This is a genomic window from Pontibacter sp. Tf4, from assembly GCF_014212495.1.
GTDB lineage: Bacteria > Bacteroidota > Bacteroidia > Cytophagales > Hymenobacteraceae > Pontibacter.
Window position 1 is genome coordinate 320,250 of sequence record NZ_JACKZC010000004.1, and the last position, 21,040, is coordinate 341,289.

18 protein-coding genes are annotated in these 21,040 nt (G+C 47.3%); 11 read left to right on the forward strand and 7 right to left on the reverse strand.

The window, feature by feature from the left end:
* Position 1: 1 nt before the first annotated feature.
* Entirely contained in the window at positions 2-709 is a 708-nt protein-coding gene (locus tag H7F15_RS08765; RefSeq protein ID WP_185196591.1) for a YebC/PmpR family DNA-binding transcriptional regulator, read from the forward strand.
* A gap of 582 nt (positions 710-1,291) precedes the next feature.
* On the opposite strand, the gene H7F15_RS08770 is transcribed toward H7F15_RS08765, so the two are convergent.
* Positions 1,292-2,575 (reverse strand): erythromycin esterase family protein, encoded by a 1,284-nt coding sequence (locus H7F15_RS08770; protein ID WP_185196592.1) that lies wholly within the window; start codon positions 2,573-2,575, stop codon positions 1,292-1,294.
* Positions 2,576-2,717: 142 nt separating this feature from the next.
* A complete protein-coding gene (locus tag H7F15_RS08775; protein ID WP_185196593.1) occupies positions 2,718-3,449 on the reverse strand; it encodes a DUF4197 domain-containing protein in 732 nt (243 codons plus the stop codon).
* A gap of 194 nt (positions 3,450-3,643) precedes the next feature.
* Between H7F15_RS08775 and H7F15_RS08780 the strand changes: the two genes are divergently transcribed.
* From H7F15_RS08780 to H7F15_RS08800, 5 genes are all read left to right on the forward strand, one after another.
* Positions 3,644-4,903 (forward strand): competence/damage-inducible protein A, encoded by a 1,260-nt coding sequence (locus H7F15_RS08780; RefSeq protein WP_185196594.1) that lies wholly within the window; start codon positions 3,644-3,646, stop codon positions 4,901-4,903.
* 151 nt (positions 4,904-5,054) lie between these two features.
* Positions 5,055-6,410 carry a dihydrolipoamide acetyltransferase family protein gene (locus H7F15_RS08785; protein WP_185196595.1) on the forward strand — a complete coding sequence of 452 codons (1,356 nt, stop codon included), beginning with the start codon at positions 5,055-5,057 and terminating at the stop codon, positions 6,408-6,410.
* A 368-nt stretch (positions 6,411-6,778) separates the two neighbouring features.
* Entirely contained in the window at positions 6,779-7,294 is a 516-nt protein-coding gene (locus tag H7F15_RS08790; protein WP_185196596.1) for a hypothetical protein, read from the forward strand.
* Positions 7,295-7,323: 29 nt separating this feature from the next.
* A complete protein-coding gene (locus H7F15_RS08795) occupies positions 7,324-8,028 on the forward strand; it encodes an SIMPL domain-containing protein (protein WP_185196597.1) in 705 nt (234 codons plus the stop codon).
* A gap of 46 nt (positions 8,029-8,074) precedes the next feature.
* Positions 8,075-8,668, forward strand: a complete 594-nt coding sequence (locus H7F15_RS08800; protein WP_185196598.1) for a hypothetical protein — start codon at positions 8,075-8,077, stop codon at positions 8,666-8,668.
* Positions 8,669-9,369: 701 nt separating this feature from the next.
* On the opposite strand, the gene H7F15_RS08805 is transcribed toward H7F15_RS08800, so the two are convergent.
* Positions 9,370-10,599, reverse strand: a complete 1,230-nt coding sequence (locus H7F15_RS08805; RefSeq protein ID WP_185196599.1) for an HD domain-containing protein — start codon at positions 10,597-10,599, stop codon at positions 9,370-9,372.
* Positions 10,600-10,870: 271 nt separating this feature from the next.
* Here H7F15_RS08805 and H7F15_RS08810 point away from each other — a divergent pair, with 271 nt between their 5' ends.
* Genes H7F15_RS08810 through H7F15_RS08820 form a run of 3 tightly spaced genes read left to right on the forward strand, consistent with a single transcriptional unit; the run spans position 10,871 to position 14,103 of the window.
* The gene (locus tag H7F15_RS08810; RefSeq protein WP_185196600.1) at positions 10,871-12,433 is read left to right on the forward strand and encodes a response regulator; all 1,563 of its coding nucleotides are present in this window, start codon (positions 10,871-10,873) and stop codon (positions 12,431-12,433) included.
* Positions 12,426-12,872 (forward strand): tRNA (adenosine(37)-N6)-threonylcarbamoyltransferase complex ATPase subunit type 1 TsaE, encoded by a 447-nt coding sequence (gene tsaE, locus H7F15_RS08815; protein ID WP_255481153.1) that lies wholly within the window; start codon positions 12,426-12,428, stop codon positions 12,870-12,872. The genes H7F15_RS08810 and tsaE overlap by 8 nt, the downstream gene beginning before the upstream one ends.
* Before the next feature lies 1 nt (position 12,873).
* On the forward strand, positions 12,874-14,103 hold the full coding sequence (locus tag H7F15_RS08820; protein WP_185196601.1) for an alanine dehydrogenase: 1,230 nt from the start codon (positions 12,874-12,876) through the stop codon (positions 14,101-14,103).
* A 583-nt stretch (positions 14,104-14,686) separates the two neighbouring features.
* Here H7F15_RS08820 and H7F15_RS08825 read toward each other — a convergent pair.
* From H7F15_RS08825 to H7F15_RS08840, 4 genes are all read right to left on the reverse strand, one after another.
* Positions 14,687-15,589 (reverse strand): flavin reductase family protein, encoded by a 903-nt coding sequence (locus H7F15_RS08825; RefSeq protein ID WP_185196602.1) that lies wholly within the window; start codon positions 15,587-15,589, stop codon positions 14,687-14,689.
* 318 nt (positions 15,590-15,907) lie between these two features.
* Entirely contained in the window at positions 15,908-17,179 is a 1,272-nt protein-coding gene (gene fahA / locus H7F15_RS08830; protein WP_185196603.1) for a fumarylacetoacetase, read from the reverse strand.
* A gap of 1,079 nt (positions 17,180-18,258) precedes the next feature.
* A complete protein-coding gene (locus H7F15_RS08835; RefSeq protein ID WP_185196604.1) occupies positions 18,259-18,528 on the reverse strand; it encodes a NifU family protein in 270 nt (89 codons plus the stop codon).
* A gap of 6 nt (positions 18,529-18,534) precedes the next feature.
* Positions 18,535-19,638 carry an Mrp/NBP35 family ATP-binding protein gene (locus tag H7F15_RS08840; RefSeq protein WP_185196605.1) on the reverse strand — a complete coding sequence of 368 codons (1,104 nt, stop codon included), beginning with the start codon at positions 19,636-19,638 and terminating at the stop codon, positions 18,535-18,537.
* A 196-nt stretch (positions 19,639-19,834) separates the two neighbouring features.
* Here H7F15_RS08840 and H7F15_RS08845 point away from each other — a divergent pair, with 196 nt between their 5' ends.
* On the forward strand, positions 19,835-20,332 hold the full coding sequence (locus H7F15_RS08845; RefSeq protein ID WP_185196606.1) for a hypothetical protein: 498 nt from the start codon (positions 19,835-19,837) through the stop codon (positions 20,330-20,332).
* 37 nt (positions 20,333-20,369) lie between these two features.
* A complete protein-coding gene (locus H7F15_RS08850; protein ID WP_185196607.1) occupies positions 20,370-20,900 on the forward strand; it encodes an O-acetyl-ADP-ribose deacetylase in 531 nt (176 codons plus the stop codon).
* Positions 20,901-21,040 lie beyond the last annotated feature (140 nt).

The following is a 21,040-nucleotide window of genomic DNA, read 5'->3' on the forward strand; positions in this document are numbered from 1 at the left end:
CATGGGAAGAGCATTTGAATTTAGAAAAGCCCGCAAGTTTAAGCGTTGGGACAAGATGTCGAAGGCCTTTACGCGCCTCGGAAAAGAGATTGTAATGGCCGTTAAAGAAGCCGGACCAAACCCTGAATCAAACTCCCGCCTGCGCACCGCCATACAGAATGCCAAAGGCGTTAACATGCCCAAAGACAGGGTAGAAGCTGCCATTAAGCGTGCCTCCTCTAAAGAAGAAAAAGATTACGAAGAAGTGGTGTACGAAGGCTACGGCCCGCACGGCATTGCTATACTTGTAGAAACCGCTACCGATAACATTAACCGTACCATTGCCAACATGCGCGTATATTTTTCGCGTGCAGGTGGTGCTGTAGGTAAAACCGGCTCCCTGGATTTTATCTTTACCCGCAAAGGTATTTTCAAAATAAACCCGGAAGGCCTTAACATTGAAGAACTGGAACTGGAACTGATCGACTTTGGTGCCGAAGATATTTACGAGCACGAAGGCGAAATTATAGTTGAGACAGCTTTTACAGACTTTGGACAGATGCAGAAAGCTCTGGAAGAAAAAGAGATTAACGTGATCAGTGCCGAACTACAGCGTATTCCAAATACCCGCACCGAACTGACTGACGAGCAGGCAGAAGAGATTGAAAACCTGATCGAAAAAATTGAAGAAGATGATGACGTGCAGGCTGTTTACCACAACATGGCCTAAGCCCATCAAACTATAGGTATACATGCAAAAGCTGCCCTGAAGGCAGCTTTTGTTGTTTGTAGTCAGCGTCTTGTCTGAATCAGGATTTTCAGGATTTGAATTGTAGAGACACAAGATTTTGCGTCTCCGCTATGAAACGATGGGCTTAATTATAGTTTAGCTTGATCTTGAAACTATAGTTTTGATACGGTTCCTGCCGCAAGTTTCCAACTTGTGGCTGAACATGGCAGCCAGTTTTCAACTGGCTTTGCTTTGCAAAAGTAAGAATGGCTATAGCTACAACTATAGAACTATAGTTTATAGGGTAGTGATAACTATAAATTCATCAAATTTGATATCAGCAGTACTATCCTTCTGCACACGCAAAACGCCAGTTACAAACTGGCGCCATGGGTAACCACAAGTTACGCTATCGCTAAACTTGCGGAATGTATTCAAACCTAAATCCTGTAAATTCTTTAATCCTGTAAATCCTTGGGGTAGGGGCCCTATTTAAAGATTCAGACAAATGAAGTAGCAAAATTTTACGCCTTTGCAAACTCCTTCACCTTTCTAACTTATCCTTTTCTAACTCCCAAACTTCTAATAGTTCCACGGGTATAGTTCGGGTTCTTTGGCGCCGCGGGTTTTCATGTGCAGCGGGTGCACGGCGTCGGTCTCGTCGAAGTAAATAAAGGCATCGTAACGCTCGGGGATGATAGTAGGCACATAGTTGCCAAAGGCTTCGTACTTAGGGTCGTACACTACACCTATGGCGCGATGACCGATGCGGCGGTTGGCTAAGCCATCTATCGTTCTCAGGTCTTTGCTTAACAGTAGCTTGTTTTCGTCGCTGATGCTGTGCAGTATTTCTTCCCAGCTGCCTTTCTGGGCCGGCGGTACTTCCATTTTCTGCATGGGCGCTCCCCACGATCTGCTGGCGATCACGTGGCCTTCGTAACTTCCGAATCCTACTAATTTTACCTGCTCCCTGCCATATCTTTCGCGGGCCAACTGACCAATGTTGAACATGCCGTCGTCGGCCATATCGGTAAAGCGGGCATCGCCGATGTGGGTGTTGTGTTCCCAGACTATAGCTTTGGCATTTGGGCCGTGTAGTTCCAGCAGTCTGTCCAGCGTTTCCATCATGTGGGCATCGCGTACGTTCCAGGAGGCCGCGCCGCCTTTCACCATCGTTCTGTAGTATTTTTCGGCATTCACGGCTACCAGCGCATTTTGCTGCGAGTTAAAGTCATGCTCCAGGTCGCCGGTATGTACCGGCGATTTAATGATGCGCTGCAGCATACTGATCACCTCGTCTTCGCAGTCGGAGCGCACAAAAGCTGTTGCCTGGGCGTATACCTGCGGGTCGCGGTGGTAAGGCTCAAAACAGCTGATAGCCGCACGGGCAGCTTCTATGGCCTGACCGTCGTGCTGCTCCAGGTACTTCAGCACCTGCTCCAGCGATTCCCACAAACTATAGACATCCAGTCCGTAAAAACCGATCTTTTCATTAACGGTACGCAGGTGGTTATAGTCGCGGATCCATTCCATCAGGGCGGCTACTTCCCAGTTGGCCCACATCCAGGTCGGCCATCTCCGGAAAACCTGCAGCACGTCGGCAATCTTACTACCCGAGTTCTGATAGCCTTTCACAAAACGGTTCACCGCATAGCACTCCGGCCAGTCGCCTTCTACCGCTATAAACTGAAAGCCTTTTTCTTCGATCAACCTTCTGGAGATAGCCGTGCGCCAGGTATAGTATTCTGATGTGCCATGCGAGGCTTCACCCAGCATCACTACACGGGCATCGCCCACTTCTTCTATCAGTCTGTCTAAATCTTTCTCTTTGGTAAGTGGTGTATAGTTGATCTGTTTGTTTTCCATAGTACAGCAGAGGTTTGGGGCGTAGTAGCTTTTATTGGGTTGCTGTATTGTACTAACTTATAGGGTTTTATGTTCCAAAAAATAAGCCCGCGCTACCAGGGGCAGGGCGGGCTTACCAGCACTATAGCCAGCTAAACTATAGTTATGATTGGTTCTCTTTCGTGAAAACGCGGCGGAGCAGCTCGGTGGTGCGGGCAATCGGGTTTTCACGTATCTTTTCTTCTTCCTGTGCTACCAGCAAAAACAGCCCGTCTATAGCCTTTTGGGTGGCATATTCGTCCAGGTTCGGGTTTACTTTTTGCACTAAAGGTATCTGATTGTACTTGTTCACAAGGTCGGCATAATACCTGGTGGCGTTCGTTTTCTCCAGCGATTGACGGATAACCGGTTTAAAGGCATTGGTCAGCTGGGTAGTGGTGGTACGTTTCAGGTATTGGGTGGCAGCGTCGCGGTCGCCTTTTAGTATGCCCCAGGCATCCTGTATGGTCATCTGTTTGATGGCACTCACAAAAATAGGTACAGCGCTTTTGGCCGCATCTTCGGCACCACGGTTCAGGGTCATTACAAATTTATCTACTTCGCTGCCCAGGCCAATTTTGCGTAAGGTGTTCTCTACGCGCTGCACATCCTGCGGAAAAGGAATCCGGATAAGGGAGTTCTTATAGTAGCCATCGGTTTGCGAAGCCTGCCCGGCACCATTTTTAATGCCGATCTCAAGGGCCTGCTTTAAGCCGGCTGCTACTTCCGATTGGGTAACCGGCGCGCCTGTGGTACCTGCCAGCACGCCGTCCACTGTTTGTTGCACCTGCGCGGCAGTACAGGCGCTGGCACCGATAGCTATCGCTATAAAAGAAGTGTAAAGTAATTTTTTCATATCGTTAACTTAGAAGTTAGATTTAAGAGGTTAGATAGTAGACTTTTATAGTATGATCATGAACAAGATAATAAATGCTATGTTACAGCTTTACTCGTTTTACCATTAAATTCTGAGGTACATTACACACAATTCTAAAATCCAGTATCTAACATCTAGATTCTATTCAACGCACAAATCAGACCAAAAATACTATGCAAGCGGTAAACGCAGAAATCATAACTATAGGCGATGAAATTTTATATGGCCAAATCGTGGACACCAACTCTGCCTGGATGGGTACGGAACTGGCTAAAATAGGTATAAAAGTTAAGCAGATCACCTCTGTTTCGGACAGCGCTGAGCACATAGTTGCGGCCCTGGATGAAGCTAAAACCCGTGCAGACATTATTCTGATGACCGGTGGACTTGGCCCGACCAAAGATGACCTGACAAAAGATGTGCTGACTGCCTATTTCCATACAACACTGAAACTGCATGAACCCTCGCTGGCTGATATTGCGGCTATTTTTGAGAAACGTGGCATTGAACTGACAGAACTGAACCGGCAGCAGGCATTTCTGCCGGAAAGCTGCACGCCTGTTCGCAATGTGCTGGGTACCGCGCCGGGCATGTGGTTTGAGCAGGAGGGCAAAGTATATGTATCGATGCCGGGCGTGCCCTTTGAGATGAAGCGTATGATGACCGACATCGTATTACCCAACCTTAAAGTGCACTTCAAAACACCGGAAATCATCCATAAAGTAATTCAGACCACTGGCATTGCCGAATCGATACTGGCTGACAGACTGGAGGAATGGGAGCTTGCTTTGCCGCCGCACATAAAACTGGCGTATCTGCCACACTTAACCGGCGTGCGCCTGCGCCTGACCGGCAGCGGAGACGATGCAGCTATACTGGAACAGGAACTACAAGCCGAAGTAAAAAAGCTATCCCAGATCATCCCGAAGTATATTTTTGCTTACGGCGAAGTGAGCCTGGAAGAAGCTGTAGGAAACATGCTGAAAGAACGCGGCTTAACTATAGCTACTGCCGAAAGCTGCACAGGCGGTTACCTGGCGCATAAGTTTACCAGCATAGCCGGCAGCTCTGCATACTTTATGGGAAGTATAGTAGCCTATAGCAACGAGGTGAAAATGCAGCTGCTGGATGTAAAACCTGAAACCCTGCAGCAGCATGGGGCCGTAAGCGAAGCCACGGTGCGCGAAATGGCCGAAAATGTGCGCCGAAAACTTAATACAACTATAGGCGTAGCTACCAGCGGCATTGCCGGACCCGGCGGCGGAACCGAAGAAAAGCCGGTTGGCACCATCTGGATTGCCTATGCCGATGCGGAGAAGACAATTGCCAAACAGCTGAACTATAACAAAAACCGTCTGCTCAATATAGAGTACACCGCTTTGGTAGCCCTGAACCTGATCCGGCAAAGTTTGCATACAACCGTTGATGAATAGGGTAAAATCCTTAACTTTGTTTCAAAATTAGACTTATAGTATATAGATGTTAGATGATAGACTTTTTAATAAAGGAGTGTAAACTATCTCATAAATTTCTATTCAAAATCTAACGTCTAATATCTAATATCTTAGAAATCAACTATAAAATATGGCACTTGTAGAAATGGTTATGCCCAAAATGGGCGAGAGTATCATGGAAGGTACCGTTCTGAAATGGCTTAAAAATGTGGGTGATACCATAGAGCAGGACGAGTCGGTACTGGAAGTTGCTACGGATAAAGTAGATACAGAAGTACCTGCTATTCAGGGTGGTGTACTGAAAGAAATACTGGTAAAAGAAGGTGATGTGGTAGCCGTTGGTGCTCCTATTGCCATCATTTCTACAGGCGGCGACGATACTGCTGCACCTGCCGCTCCGGCTGCAGCCGAAGCTCCTGCCGCTGCGCCTCAGGCTGCCCCAGCACAGCCAGCAGCTGCTACAAACGGTGCCGCTGTTGCTAAATTAGATCAGCCTGCTTCAGGCCGTTTCTACTCGCCGCTGGTGCTTAACATTGCCCGCGAAGAAGGCATTTCGATGCAGGAACTGGAGTATGTGCCAGGTACCGGCAGCGAAGGCCGCGTGTCTAAAAAAGATATTTTAGCTTACCTCGAGAGCCGTAAAGGTGCACCTGCCCAGGCTGCTGCTCCTGCGCCTCAGGCACAACCACAGGCTTCGGCTCCTGCCGCTGCCCCAGCTCCTGCTGCCGCGCCTCAGGCTGCCGCTCCGCAGGTTAAACCGGCAGCTTCGTATGGTGGCAACGTCGAGATGATCGAGATGGACCGCATGCGTAAGATGATCGCTGACCGCATGGTGGACAGCAAGCGCATTTCTCCGCACGTAACTTCATTTGTTGAGGCCGACGTGACTAACATCGTAAACTGGAGAAACAAGTGGAAAGATGCGTATAAGAAGCGCGAAGGCGAGAACCTGACATTCACTCCGATCTTCATCGATGCGATTGCTAAGGCGATCAAAGATTTCCCGATGATCAACGTGTCAGTAGATGGAGGTACTATTATCCGTCACAAAGACATCAACATTGGTATGGCCGTGGCGCTGCCAAGCGGTAACCTGATCGTTCCGAACATTAAGAATGCTGACCAACTGAACCTGAATGGCCTGACCAAAAAGGTGAACGACCTGGCAAACCGTGGCCGTATGAACAAACTGACGCCGGATGACCTGGCTGGCGGTACGTATACGGTTTCTAACGTAGGTTCTTTCGGTAACGTAATGGGTACGCCAATTATCATGCAGCCACAGGTTGCTATTATGGCCGTTGGCGCAATCAAAAAGAAGCCGGCAGTTATCGAAACACCGGAAGGCGATCTGATCGGTATCCGTCACTTCATGTTCCTGTCGCACTCTTACGACCACCGCGTGGTAGATGGCTCGCTGGGTGGTATGTTTGTGCGCCGAGTAGCCGATTACTTAGAAAACTTCGACGTAAACACGACGATCTAATGTTTGACAAAGGAGTTCTTTGACCCAAGACAAAGGACAACTATAGATTTGGAGCCTGCTGCAGTAATGTGGCAGGCTTTCTTTTTGGAGTCAGACTCTCGCTACCCTCGCTCGCGTCCCGCGAGTGTGAGCTATCATGTGGCGTCCCGCCACGCTGATACACAACTATAGTTAAACAAGTTTAATACAGAAAACTATAGTTTAACGCGGCCAGAGCCCGCTTGTAACCCACACGCACGGGACGCGAGCGGGGCATCATCAAGCAAATCTAATAAGCTTATAGTAGCGGAAAACATATCTTTTTACTAATATTAGAAGTATAAAATCAGGCTGCAGAATAGCGGCAACTATAAACGAACTATAAAACTATGAGAAGCATTTTACCCTGGATCTTAGCGGCTGTTTTCCTGTTTGCTGCTATCTACTTTTACTGGCAGAAGAACGAAGCCGAAAGCCGCCTGGCCATTGCTGATAACCAGGTAGAGAAAATAGATGAAAAACTAGAGCAGGAGCAGGCTGAAACGGACTCGCTGGAAGAGATGGTGCTGCCACCGGATACCATGGAACTGGTGCCACCGGGCGGCGCTGCCTTTGTAGATGAATTGGGCACCTTAAGCCAGAGCGACATACAGAAACTACAGCGCAAAGGCCTGAAAAGTCCGGAAACCGATCTGATGAACGACCTGAACCGTAAGCAAAACCAGCTTATACCAGAAAAGGGCACCATGGGCGGCACCATGACCATCCGCGACAGCCGCATCCTGAACGACCGCTATGCGCTTGCTTACTATGAAGATGGCCACAACGGCGGCTACATGCTGCTGAAGTACACCGTAAACAACGGCGCTATTAACTGGACCGTGGTGGATAGTTCTAAACTATAAATCAAACTATAAACCCAAACTTTTAGCCCATGAAAATCAAACTTACATTCCTGTTCCTGCTACTTTGCTTTGTTACAAAAGCACAATCTGTTTCACCTGATAACCGCATTGTGGTAATTGGCCACGCAACTATAAATGTACCTGCTGATCAGGTAAAGTTTCAGGTAACCTTAACATCAACAGATTCGGCGAGTGTGGATAAAGTCTACCAGAAACACCAGCGGCAGGAAGATATGCTTGTTAAATTACTTAAAGAGCTACAGATACCAGCCAAGGATATAAACTACTCGCTGCTGACGGTAGGCCAAAGCCAGGATTATAATAACCGGAAGCGCACTAATTATTTTGCAGGCTATCAGACTGTAAATTTTGTGCTGAATGACTTAAGCAAGTTTTCAGAGGTGCAGAGCCGCTTGATTAAAGATGGTTTTATGAGTTTCAGAAGTAATTTTGGCTCTACAGAAATAGAAAAGAAGCAGACAGAGGTAATGGAGAAAGCAATTGCTGTAGCCCGCGCCAAAGCCGAAGTAATGGCTAAAGCTACCAACCGGCAGATAAAGCGTATTTCAAAAGTAGCTGATACGGACGATACTGATCCTCTTCTCATTAATTACAAACAATCTCAGCAATTGAATGAAGTGATAGTAACTGGTTATGGAATGAATAACCTAATGGAGTTTCCGCAAACTATTCCGGTTTCGGCTCAGGTAAAAGTAGTTTTCGAGTTAAAATAACAGCACGAAATTTGGGGAAGGAAGTATACGTTCTAAATCGATGTCTATGTTACTCATACAAACTATACTTCCTTTCCTGCTTTTGCTGCAAACTATAGCCGGCAACTGTAGCCTTAAACAGGATCTGGAAAAAGACCTGAAGCAGCTTAGTACTTCTTCTGTTTTCATCAGCGATAACACTTCGGCTAGCCCATCGGTACAAACTATAGTTCATGATCTGCAGCTGTTTGGCGTGGTGGCAACTATAGATGTAAGCAACAGCAAGTACAGCCAAAGCACGCAGGGCAACTATAAGGTCCAGGAGTGGCGGTTTCCGGAAGGCAACATTAAAGCCATTTACCAGCTCGAGACAACTTTAGCTTTAGATACGGTCGTAACACAACGTTACCTCGAGAACCGCGCACCAACACAACACCGCATTCAGAATACCTTTACGTTTCGCGCTTATGCCGTCTCCACAGCAGAGGATCCGGTACAGCTATACTATTTTACCGAAGCAGACCAGGGATTGCTGGAATACCGGCTTGGTGTAAGACAGGTACAGATCAATTACCCAGCAAAGAAAGAAGGCCTGAGCGACCTACTGCCGAAAGTAGGAGAACAGGTAAGCAAGGTTTTAAACTCGGTAATGCAGGAGTAGTCTGAAGCAGGATTTGCAGGATTAAAGGATTTTCAGGATTTGGGCTACTGCTATAGTTTGATCTATAGTCTTATAGTTACCGTGGTCCAACCACCCCTGCCCCTCCTTATCCAAGGAGGGGAACTCTGCCTTTATTTTACCTTGAACTATAGTTTCATAGTTACAGACCACGAACAGGACAGGTTTACCTGCCCCCACGGAATTACAACCACGTGTAAAACAAATCTGCTTTGACTAAAAGTAAGTACAGCAACTATAGTTAGAGCAGTAGCTATCGAATTGATTTCAGTCTTTGGGTTGAGCGCCTTTGACTTGTTGCGGTGCCGTCAGGCAATCCGAGGGACGAGGATAGCAAGAAGGCAGCAGCGCGATGCCCGAAGACGGGGCCTCCCGGCCTGGGAGGGAGCCAAGCAAACTATAAAACTATAGGCTCATAGAGCTCCCAGGATGAAGAGTGGCTATAAAATGAACGGCTTGGTTCAAGTGGTAGGCAAAGCAGGCTATAGAACTATAGCTTATCAACTATAAGGCGTATAAGATGTTTCGGCTGCGCTCGACATGACAAAATAGAAACTGCAGGACATATAAGATGTCTCGCAGCTACACTGGCTCTTTCCGACTCGCGCCGCAAGAATGCTCGACATGACAAAAGGGAAACTATAGTTTTTTAGCTTTAAAAGGCAGAAAATGAAATATAACTCCTACTGCGCTACTTCCCTCGGATAACAAACAAAATACTTCTCAACCTTATTGCTCAACGCCTGAATGTTGGGTAGATCTGAAGCATCTGCAGCGTTGATGACATAACCGGATTTGGTAAGCACATCAATCGACTGGCCTTCTACCTGGTAGGCATTGTTGCTGATCTTACCGGCTATCATCAGATACTTAACGTCTTCTTCGGAGATTTTAAAACGCTCTTGCACCAGTTCGCTGATGCCCAGCATCATTTCTTCGTCGATCGGTTTGCTGGAGATGATGACTTTGAAAAGCTTGCGGTTTAAAATACACTTTGAGAGATAAGATAAAATAGAATCAGAATGCGAGGCCCATTGTTTGATGCCGCTCCAGATGTCGTGGTCGTCCAGGCTGACAAAGCGCTCCAGTATAGTTGGGTCCTGCACAAAATCCTGCATCGTCAGGTCGCTGGACAGGAAGAACTTGAGGCAGGGGCTGGATGGTACGTCAATGCCTTGTTGTAACAATTCGCGCGCGCGTTGCACAGCACGCAGCACCATGTTCTCGGCACTGATTACGGTTTTGTGCAGGTATACCTGCCAGTACATCAGGCGGCGGCTCACCAGGAAGTTCTCGATACTATAGATCGCTTTTTCTTCAACTACCAGTTTATCATTGGCTACATCCAGCATTTTGATGATGCGGTCCGCGCCGATCTTTCCTTCGTACACGCCGGTATAGAAGCTGTCGCGGTTCAGGTAATCGAGGCGGTCAACGTCCAGCTGGCTCGAAACCAGTTGATGAAAAAACCTGCGCTCGTAGTTATCTGTAAAAATATCGATGGCCAGGCTCAATCTTCCGTTAAACTCTTCGTTAAGCATGTGCATAATGTGCAGCGACAAATGCTCGTGGTGTACCTCTTTAAAAATAGCGGTTTCAAGGGCGTGCGAGAACGGACCATGACCGATGTCGTGGAGCAGAATAGCAATTAACGATGCTTCAAACTCGCTATCAGAAATTTCGTTATTTTTACTTTTCAGAGTTTGTAAGGCCGTGTTCATCAGGTGCATGGCACCCAGCGCATGATGGAAACGGGTGTGCAGCGCTCCGGGATAAACCATCTCGGTAAGGCCCAATTGCTTAATGCGGCGAAGGCGCTGAAAGTAAGGATGGTCGATGATGTCGAACAAGAGCTCAGACGGAACTGTTATAAAGCCGTAAACCGGGTCGTTAAAGATTTTTTTCTTGTTCACAAAAACCAATGGTTTAATTGTTTAAAGGTTGAATGGTTAAATTACTGTGCTGCTAACTGGTTTACTATTGCCTTAAAAAGCAGGCAATCTACTCTTACGCAGCTATAATCCGTAAGTATAGTTTGGCCGGGTTGCGGGCAGTGAACCTTGAACTATAGCAGCCGTTTTAGTGCCTGTTGTAAACTTTAAGCAATTGGGTTACAAAACGGGTTATTACATGCTAACAACCATTTAGCAATTAAACAGTTTAGCAATTTATCTAAATAAAACTATGCAAAGATATACGATTTTATGGGCCGATGACGAGATCGACCTGCTCAAACCCCATATTCTGTTCCTGGAAGACAAAGGCTATGACATTACGCCTGTAAACAGCGGCGCCGATGCCATAGATAAAGTGCAGGAACAGCCTTACGATGTTGTTTTCCTGGACGAGAACATGCCCGGCATCAGCGGCCTCGAAGCCCTGAACGAGATCAAGACCATTCGCCCGGCCATGCCCGTGATCATGATCACGAAGAGCGAGGAAGAGCACATAATGGAAGAGGCCATCGGCGCGAAGATCACCGATTACCTGATAAAGCCGCTTAACCCGAACCAGATCCTGCTTTCGGTTAAAAAAGCCCTTGAAAAATCACGCCTTGTAACTGAAAGAACCAACCAAAGCTACCAGCGCGACTTCCGGCAACTGGGTATGGCCTTTGGCGAGCGCCTGAGCCCGGGCGAGTGGGCCGACATCTATAAAAAACTGACCTACTGGGAGTTGGAAATAGACGAGACCGAGAACAAAAGCATGGCCGACGTGATAAACATGCAGAAGGACGAGGCTAACTCGAACTTTGCCAAGTTTATCATGGATAACTACGAAGACTGGATTAACAAAGAAAGCGATGATGCCCCGCTGATGTCGCACCAGGTGTTTAAGGAGCGTGTTTTCCCGATGATGAAGGAGTCGGAGAGGCCGGTGTATTTTGTGCTGATCGATAACCTGCGCTACGACCAGTGGAAAGTGCTGGAGCCGATTATTAACGATTATTTTACAGTGGATTCGGAAGAGATGTACTATTCTATTCTGCCCACTACTACGGCCTACGCCCGTAACGCCATTTTCTCAGGTATGCTGCCAACCGAAATCGCGAAGAAATACCCGAACCTGTGGGTGAGCGATGATGAGGAAGAAGGCAAAAACCTGAACGAACCGGAGTTTTTAGAGATACAGCTGCAACAGAACCGCATTACCGAAAAGCATAGTTACCACAAAATCACCAACGTTTCGGCCGGAAAAGACCTGTTAAGCAAGTTCAGTAACCTGGATAATAACAAACTGAATGTTATAGTTTACAACTTCGTGGATATGCTCTCGCATGCCCGCACCGATAGCAACATGGTGCGCGAACTAGCTCCGGACGAGTCAGCTTACCGTTCGATTACCCGTTCGTGGTTCCTGCACTCGCCGCTGTTCGATACACTGAAACTGATCGCTGAGAAAAAAGGCCGCCTGATCATTACCACCGACCACGGAACTATCAGAGTAAAGCGCCCATTCAAGATCATCGGCGACCGCCAGACCAATACCAACCTGCGCTACAAGCATGGTAAAAACCTGGGCTATACCGATAAAGATGTATTTACAGTGCGCAAACCAGAGCGATTTTTCTTGCCAAAGGCTAATGTTTCCACTACGTTTGTGTTCGCAATAGAAGATTACTTTTTTGCGTACCCGAACAACTATAACTACTACGTGAATTATTACAAGGACACGTTCCAGCACGGAGGAGTATCGTTGGAGGAATGCATCATACCTTTTGTAACGCTTACACCTAAAAATGTATAACACCGGAGTTGAGCAGGCCCGCTTTGTAATGGCCACCCTTGATGATCTGCCTGAAGCAGCAGCCCTGTTACTGGAAGCAGCCAACGAAGAGCCGGTTATTTTATTTGAAGGACCGATGGGTGCTGGCAAAACTACCCTTATTAAGGAGTTATGCCGACAGTTTGGTGTGCGTGAGAACGTGAGCAGCCCAACATTTGCCCTCGTAAACGAGTATGAATCCGGAAACGGGAAACTAATTTACCATTTCGATTTTTATAGAATAAGCGATGAGCGTGAGGCACTAAACATCGGTGCACTGGAGTACTTCGATTCAGGTAATATCTGCCTGATAGAATGGCCTTCATTGATACCGGGTTTATTGCCTGAACATTATCTGCTTGTAACGCTGCAACCCGACGCAAACAGCGAGGTGCGTACCATGACGATTAACAAGGTGTAGTATGACGACGGAGCGATTTGCCGTAGAATTTGGAAAGATTGCCACTGCCGAGGCCCTTTTCCCGAAGGAGTCGATGCTGGCTGTGGAAGAGCGTAGACGAAGCCTGTTTATCGGTATTCCCAAAGAATCATCATTTCAGGAAAACCGCATTGGCCTAACACCAGACGCCGTAAAGCAGCTGACCGACTACGGCCACCGCATCTGGATAGAAGCTGGTGCCGGAAGCCCGTCCAAATACTCTGATCACGAATTTTCGGAAGCAGGAGCAAAAATAGTTTACTCAACCAAAGAAGTTTACGACGCCGACATTATCCTGAAAGTAGCACCGCCTACTTACGAAGAGATTGAATACCTGCGGCCGGGTCAAACGCTTATCTCGGCATTGCAGTTTGGTAGCTTAACATCGGAGTACATCAACGCCCTGCAGCGCAAAAAGATAAATGCCATCTCGTTCGAGTTGCTCCGCGATAAATCAGATTCGAAGCCAGTAGTGCGGGCTATGAGCGAAATTGCCGGAAGCACTGTTATGCTGATTGCCGCAGAATATTTAAGCATCAGCAACGACGGGCGAGGCATTATTTTAGGTGGCATAACCGGTGTACCACCAAGCAAAGTCGTTATATTAGGTGCCGGCACCGTTGCCGAATATGCAGCCCGTGCCGCCCTGGGTTTAGGTGCAGAAGTAAAGGTTTTTGATAACCACATCTACAAACTGCGCCGCCTGAAGCATAACATCGGTACACAGCTCTTTACATCTACGTTAGATAAATCCGTTCTGAACCATGAGATTAAGGAAGCAGATGTAGTAATAGGGGCGCTTGTTGCCGAAGATGGCCGTATGCCGTGTATGGTAGAGGAAAGCGTGGTAGCGCAAATGAAGCCCGGCTCTGTTATCATCGACGTGTGCATCGACCATGGGGGTTGTTTCGAGACTTCTGAATTAACATCGCATAGCCGCCCGATCTATCGCAAATACGACATTATTCATTACTGCGTACCCAACATTCCATCAAGGGTGCCACGCACGGCAACATCCGCTTTAAGCAATATTTTCACACCCATCCTGACCGAGATCTCTAAGTTCGGAGGCTTCAGCGAGGCCCTTTTTACCAACGAGCACTACCGCAGCGGTGTGTACATTTACAAAGGCAGCCTGACCAACGCCCAGATTGCCAAACGCTTCGGGATGCGTTATAAAGAACTGGGCTTGATGATAGCTGTGCGTAACTAAAAGGACCAGTGATTTCCGGGGTTTTCCTGATTAATATGATTTTCTGAAATGTAGAGACGCAATACCTTGCGTCTCTTTTTTATATCGTAGGTTTAGCGTTAGTGCGATTTGTGTCCAACTATTCATCCAGGTTGTAACTGGCTTTCTGCCCGAGCTTAAACTATAGTTTAGCTGAAGACTATAGTTGGGAAAGCTATAGTTGTAAAGGTAATTCCCATGGCGCGAGCGTCCACGCTCGTGTCGAACTATAGTTTGGGCCTCTGGCCCAGTTGGATTGCAAATCCAACGTTATAAGTAAGGCACGGATCGCAGATCCGCGCCAGCATGGTAAATCTATAGTTGAAAAAACTAAAAAGACAGAGCCGTGTTCAAACGGTAGGGAGAACTATAGTTTAGTTATAGTTCTATAGTTGCAGCTATAGTTTGTTTTGCTTTTGCAAAGCAAAGCCAGTTACAAACTGGCTGCCATACACAGCCACAAGTTACACTCCGTTAAACTTGCGACATAAAAAAGAGACGCAATATTTTGCGTCTCTATATAACGTGTCAATCCAAGCAATCCCCTTTAAATCCCGGTTCAGACTTAGTTCGTGTTCATGAGTAATACCTTCCAGGCTTCCTGCACTCTGTTGCTTTCCAGGAGTTGTTTGCCGAGCAGTTCCAACTCATGGTGCAGTTTGGCAGGGTCTTCTTTGTGCTTGTTTATAGTATAGGCAACTATAGGTTCGGCTTTGTAGGCTTCCACTTCCTCTATTGTAGGTATGGTTTCGGAGTTGCCTAAGCGGGCCAGGTTGTTGCCGGTAAGTATGGTGCTGTTGCGGATATGCGCAGGAAGCTGATCAATGCCGATCCCTTTGTTTTTAACTGGTTTTGGAAGTTCGAAGATGCAATCTCCGTTGGCACGCAGGTAATAATCGCCACCCATACGAGCCACGCCATCCAGCTTATATGGGTCAATTTTACCGTTCTCGTCCAGGATATTTTCGTTTATGTGCATCAGCAGCACTTCGCAAATTACCAGGTTACCCGCGCCACCATCCGGACCTAAACTGATCACTTCATTCACCTTGCATTCAAACGAAACAGGCGCTTCCTGTACACGTGGTGGCGCTACCAATACCGATGCCTCAGGCGTTAAACCAGATTTCACAAATTCGTTTATGCCGCGGTCATACTCTGTGCTGGCCAGCGACATTTGCTCTACGATGTCATAGTTTGCAATGTTGATCACCACTTCCTTAGTAGCCAGTACATTTTCCAGGGTATGTTTGCTGGTGTTGTCGCGCACGCGGCGGGCAGGAGAAAAAACTAAAATTGGTGGCTTGGCACTGAACACGTTAAAAAAGCTGAACGGGCTCAGGTTTACGTTTCCTTCCAGGTCGGTAGTGCTGGCAAAGGCGATGGGGCGCGGGGCAATGGCTCCTAATAACAGCGCATGTACTTCAGCGGTTTTAACGTCCTGCGGATCTATGGTTTTATAGGCCATGAATTTGTAAAGTATAACTATAGTTTGTGGTGCAGCGCGGTATGGCCTGCTTTCAAATATACGGCTTCTGAGGTAAGCCGGCAATGGTTGCTTCTAAACTATAAAACCACCGGCTCAGCAGTGGTTTTATAGTTTATAGGTGATGCTATAATTTGATATCTATAGTTTGCTACGCAAGATGATTCTTCTGCTGGCGCGAGCTTGTAGCTCGTGCCCAAATATAAAGTTGAATCGGTATTGCAAACTATAGTTCGGCACGAGCTACAAGCTCGTGCCGAACTATCAACAATTTAGCAATCAACAATTAACAATCAACAATTAAATCGCAGGCAGCACTTTGCCTTTCACTTCACCAAAACCGATACGGATGCCGTTGCGCTCGCCGTAGCCGCGCATAATTACGGTATCATAATCGTTTATGAATTTGCGTTCGGTACCGTCTGACAGTTTTATAGGTTGTGTGCCGCGCCAGGTTAGTTCCAGCATAGAGCCGTAAGAGCCTTTATCGGAGCCACTTATAGTTCCAGACGCATACATGTCGCCCACCTGAATGTTACAGCCGTTGCTGCTCTGGTGCGCCAGTTGCTGGTTCATGTTCCAGTACATGTACTTAAAGTTGGAATGGCAGATGCTGGTTTCTGCAGCGCCTTCCGGCTGAATAAGCACTTCCAGGTTGATGTCGTAGTTATGATTACCCGAGAACTCCAGGTAAGGCAGCGGTTTGGGATCTTGCACAGGGCCTTTTACTTTAAATGGCTCCAATGCATCCAAGGTTACAACCCACGGCGAAATAGACGAAGCAAAGCTTTTTGCCAGGAACGGCCCCAGCGGCACATACTCCCAGGTCTGTATATCCCTTGCCGACCAGTCGTTAAACAGCACTAACCCAAAAATATAGTTGTCGGCTTCGTTTGGCGTAATCGTTTCGCCCAGCTTGGTTTCCTTACCGGTTATAAAAGCTACTTCCAGTTCAAAATCGAGCAGGCGCGATGGTCCGAAAGTTGGCGCATCGGCATCAGGAGCCTTTGTTTGCCCGTTTGGCCTGCGGATATCGGTGCCAGATACAACTATAGACGAAGCACGTCCATGATAACCGATCGGAATATGTTTCCAGTTTGGTAAGAGTGCATTTTTAGGATCGCGGAACATGGTACCCACGTTGGTGGCATGTTCAATACTGGAATAGAAATCGGTATAGTTGCCCACTTTTACCGGCATCAGCATGCGCACATCGCTCTGCTTCACCAGGCATTTGTCAATCATGTCACTGCTGCCGCTTATTTCGTCGTTGTCGTTTCGCAGCAAAGCAGATACACGGTTGCGTACTGCCCGCCAGGTTGGCTTACCAAGCGCGATAAAGTCGTTCAGGTATGGCCTATGGAAAACGTTCGGGTCAATGTCAATCAGCTCGAAAAAGTTAAGACGAGCCACAGCACACAGGTCCAGCACATACTCACCGATGGCAACACCTACACGCGGGTCGCGGTCGTCGGTCTCAAAAATACCAAATGGCAGGTTTTGGATCGGGAAATCGCTGCCAGGAGAAATTTCAATCCAGGAATGCAGGGCTGGGTCGTTTGCTTTTAACATGATGCTGTATTGTAAAAAGTATACAGGCAAATATAGTTATTTTGGTACGTAAGGGAAAGTTGATTGTTATTTGTTGGTTTTCCGTGGTGTTGTGTGCCAACAGTGGTATTATTTAGACTGTAGAAGTATTGTCATGTCGAGCGTCAGTCGAGACATCATATTTGTCTGATAGCTCATTTCTACTCTTCTGTCATTTCGAACAAAGTGAGAAATCTATCTCAGCCTATAATTGGTTCTTTGTCATCCCGAGCGTTAGCCGAGGGATCTTATGTGTCCTATAGTTCGATAGTTCACTTTGCCTACCACTTGAACCAAGCCTTTCTTTCATAGCATCTTTTATTCCAGGGAGCTCTACTTACCTATCGTGCTATAGCTTCTTTGGCTCCCTCCCGGGCCGGGAGGCCCCGTCTTCGGGCATCGCGCGGTGTACATTTCCTTTGCTCGTGCCTCGCAATGCTTTCAGCACCGGAAATCTACAAGGCGCTCAACCCAAAGACTGATATCAATTCGATAGCTGCTGCCTTAACTATAGTTTCCTTTTTCATTCTTAGTTAAAGCAGATCATCTTTTCCCGTGGTTGTAATTCCTTTGGGCAGGCTGCGCCTGCCTGTTCGTGGACTGTATCTGTAGAACTATAGGTCAAACTATAGCAATATCAGAGTTCCCCTCCTTGGATAAGGAGGGGTAGGGGTGGTTGGATTAATGCTAACCATAGAACTATAACTCAAACTATAGCAAAAGCCCTTATCCTGAAAATCTTAAAATGCTGTAAATCCTGATTTAGACAAACTCCCTCTTGGGAGGGGGCATGGCTATGAGGCAACAAACCTCAACTATAGCAACAATTGAAAGCTCCTGGTCCTGAACTACTGAGAAGTGGTTGGGCTTACACCAACTACAGAATTATATCTGAACCTATAGCAAAGGCCAAAATCAAAATCTGAAAATCCATCAAATCCACTTAATCTGTGGTTCAGACATAAATCATAAAAATCAGCGGAATCCCTTTAATCACTGGTCAAAAAAAACAGCCCTGCTTTCTGATGAAAACAGGGCTGCCAAAGTATAAACAGTATGTCTTAACCGCCTATTGGAGTCAGGTTAATGGCTTCTACGGCTTTAATTTCTGGTATGGCTTTTAACACCGATTGCTCTACACCGGCTTTCAGCGTCATAGTGGACATAGGGCAGGAGCCGCAGGCACCTAACAGTTCCAGTTTCAGAACCATGTCTTCGGTCACTTCCAGCACTTTTACGTTGCCACCGTCAGCTTCCAGGTAAGGCCTGATCTGGTCCAGGGCGCCTTCAATGCGGGTCAGTAAGTTTGGGTCTACGTTAATGGCTGCCATATTGTATTAGCTTTTAATTTCTACGGGTTGCGTTTTGGCCATAGTGGCGTTGCGAACAGATACCTGCTGCGCGACAGCCTGGGCCAACTCTTTGAAAACACCGGAAGCCGGAGAATCGTTCTGTAAAATAACCGGGGTACCGGCATCCCCGCTCTCACGGATGCTCTGCACGATAGGAATCTGGCCTAAAAGCGGCACTTCGTACTTATCGGCCAGCGCTTTACCGCCACCTTCCCCGAAAATATAATATTTATTTGCCGGTAGCTCGGCAGGCGTAAAATACGCCATGTTCTCTACCACACCTAATACCGGTACGTTTATCTGTGGCTGGCGGAACATCTGCAGGCCTTTCATGGCGTCGGCAAGGGCTACTTTTTGTGGTGTTGTAACTATAACCGCACCTGTTACCGGAAGCGCCTGCACCATGGTTAAGTGTATATCAGAAGTTCCCGGCGGCAGGTCTATCAGCAGATAATCCAGGTCGCCCCAGTCAACATCAGAAATAAACTGCTTAAGGGCAGAGCTTGCCATCGGGCCACGCCAGATCACGGCGCCATCAGCAGGAGTCAGGAAGCCGATGGACATCATTTTAACGCCGTACTTCTCGACTGGCACAATGTAGTTCTTGCCGTGGTCGCCCTGCACCATGCGCGGACGCTCATTCTCCACACCAAACATGGTAGGCATCGACGGGCCAAAAATATCGGCATCAATCAGGCCTACGCGTGCACCGGACTCCGCCAGGGCAATAGCCAGGTTAGACGTAACCGTAGATTTACCTACACCACCTTTACCCGACGCCACCGCTATGATGTTTTTCACACCACCAACTACAGCAGCGTTATCGGTGCGGGCTGTAGTTACGCGCGAGGTCATGTTCACGGTAACTTCGGCCTCTTTATCCACCATCGTATGGATGGCACGCACGCAGGCGTTACGGATCATGTCTTTCAGGGGGCAGGCCGGTGTGGTAAGTATAACGGTAAAGCTTACGTTTTTGCCATCTACCTGCACATCCTCCACCATGTTGAGCGTCACCAGGTCTTTGCCCAGATCCGGCTCCTCCACATAGCTGAGGGCTTTTAGTATATCTTCTTTTGTGATAGCCATAGTATTTGAAAAGCTTGCGCTTTAATGATGCTGCAAAGATACGAACAAAATCTATGAGATGCAGGCACCCGGCTTTTTTGTTTAAACAACTAAGCCGCTGATAAGTTTTTGCAGCCGGCCAATAGTTTTTTTGATGGTTTGCAACCTTTTAATTAATTTATAACTCTCTAAGTGTAAGGGAATAAGCTGGCTACTTATGAAACAGAGTCATATACTGCTTTTTTTACAGTTACTGGGCCTGCTGGTTTGCGTTGTGCTGGTACTTTTCTGTATCCGGTCGGGGAGCCAGGAGCAGCATGCTGCCGGAATATTAACGGGTAAGTGGCGCCTCATCCGGCTCGAGGACTCCATGAAGATAGTAGTACCGCCAACCAATGTGGTACAAATAGAACTACAGTTTGCAGACCAGCATTTCACGGATCCGAATAAAGACAGCGATAAAGTACTGACAGGAAATATTCTTTCAGGTGATTTTAAAGGTGTTGTTGAGCTGAGTAGCAGGCAGAAGCGCGGTGTACTGGATGTAGAGGAGCTGCAGGTAAACGAAAACATCCTGCTGGAGCGATACAAGAACTTCGACGATTATTACCTGCAACTGTTGGCAAGGGCCAGGTCTTACAGCATCGAGAAAGATAAACTGACCATTACCTCGCACGGCAATGCCAACCTGGTTTACGCCTGGGTAGGCAAATAACTATAGCCGGCAACTGCGTACAATAGCTAAAAACAACATGGACAACCTGCGACTGGAAGTTATTCTTGGCGATATCACGAAAGTAAAATCAGATGCTATAGTTAATGCGGCCAACAGCAGCCTGCTGGGTGGTGGCGGAGTAGATGGTGCTATTCACCGGGCCGGCGGACCAGCCATACTGGAAGCCTGCAAAGCCATTCGGGCCACAAAAGGCGAGTGCCCTACCGGCGAAGCCGTAATAACCACTGCCGGCAATCTGCCCGCAAAATATGTCATCCACACGGTTGGCCCTGTCTGGAAAGGTGGTAACAGTGGCGAGCCGCAACTACTTGCAAACTGCTACAAAAACAGCCTGCGCCTGGCCGATGAAAACCAGCTTACAACTATAGCTTTCCCGAATATCAGCACGGGCGTGTATGGCTACCCAAAAGACAAAGCGGCAACTATAGCTGTGCAAGCTGTTAAACTATATTTCGAAGAAAACACAGGCTCAACTATAGACCAGGTTCTTTTCGTGTGCTTCGACGACGAGAACTATAAACTATACCAGGCACTGGTGAGTAGGTGAACTAAGATTTGAAGATTTGGAAATTTGAAGATTTGGAGATGAGGGAAACAGGCGGTTTAGAAATCAGAACATCTATGGATACTTAATCTCTTAATTGAAAAATAAATTAAATTTTAAGATCTGGTTAATATCAAAATATC

Excerpts from the sequence above, each read along its gene's own strand:
- H7F15_RS08835 (WP_185196604.1), bottom strand. The coding sequence starts at position 18,528 with ATGGCAGCCATTAACGTAGACCCAAACTTACTGACCCGCATTGAAGGC.
- H7F15_RS08770 (WP_185196592.1), bottom strand. The coding sequence starts at position 2,575 with ATGGAAAACAAACAGATCAACTATACACCACTTACCAAAGAGAAAGAT.
- H7F15_RS08775 (WP_185196593.1), bottom strand. The coding sequence starts at position 3,449 with ATGAAAAAATTACTTTACACTTCTTTTATAGCGATAGCTATCGGTGCC.
- H7F15_RS08765 (WP_185196591.1), top strand. The coding sequence starts at position 2 with ATGGGAAGAGCATTTGAATTTAGAAAAGCCCGCAAGTTTAAGCGTTGG.
- H7F15_RS08790 (WP_185196596.1), top strand. The coding sequence starts at position 6,779 with ATGAGAAGCATTTTACCCTGGATCTTAGCGGCTGTTTTCCTGTTTGCT.
- fahA (WP_185196603.1), bottom strand. The coding sequence starts at position 17,179 with ATGTTAAAAGCAAACGACCCAGCCCTGCATTCCTGGATTGAAATTTCT.
- H7F15_RS08845 (WP_185196606.1), top strand. The coding sequence starts at position 19,835 with ATGAAACAGAGTCATATACTGCTTTTTTTACAGTTACTGGGCCTGCTG.
- H7F15_RS08840 (WP_185196605.1), bottom strand. The coding sequence starts at position 19,638 with ATGGCTATCACAAAAGAAGATATACTAAAAGCCCTCAGCTATGTGGAG.
- H7F15_RS08800 (WP_185196598.1), top strand. The coding sequence starts at position 8,075 with ATGTTACTCATACAAACTATACTTCCTTTCCTGCTTTTGCTGCAAACT.
- H7F15_RS08810 (WP_185196600.1), top strand. The coding sequence starts at position 10,871 with ATGCAAAGATATACGATTTTATGGGCCGATGACGAGATCGACCTGCTC.
- H7F15_RS08820 (WP_185196601.1), top strand. The coding sequence starts at position 12,874 with ATGACGACGGAGCGATTTGCCGTAGAATTTGGAAAGATTGCCACTGCC.
- H7F15_RS08795 (WP_185196597.1), top strand. The coding sequence starts at position 7,324 with ATGAAAATCAAACTTACATTCCTGTTCCTGCTACTTTGCTTTGTTACA.
- H7F15_RS08825 (WP_185196602.1), bottom strand. The coding sequence starts at position 15,589 with ATGGCCTATAAAACCATAGATCCGCAGGACGTTAAAACCGCTGAAGTA.
- H7F15_RS08850 (WP_185196607.1), top strand. The coding sequence starts at position 20,370 with ATGGACAACCTGCGACTGGAAGTTATTCTTGGCGATATCACGAAAGTA.
- tsaE (WP_255481153.1), top strand. The coding sequence starts at position 12,426 with ATGTATAACACCGGAGTTGAGCAGGCCCGCTTTGTAATGGCCACCCTT.
- H7F15_RS08780 (WP_185196594.1), top strand. The coding sequence starts at position 3,644 with ATGCAAGCGGTAAACGCAGAAATCATAACTATAGGCGATGAAATTTTA.
- H7F15_RS08785 (WP_185196595.1), top strand. The coding sequence starts at position 5,055 with ATGGCACTTGTAGAAATGGTTATGCCCAAAATGGGCGAGAGTATCATG.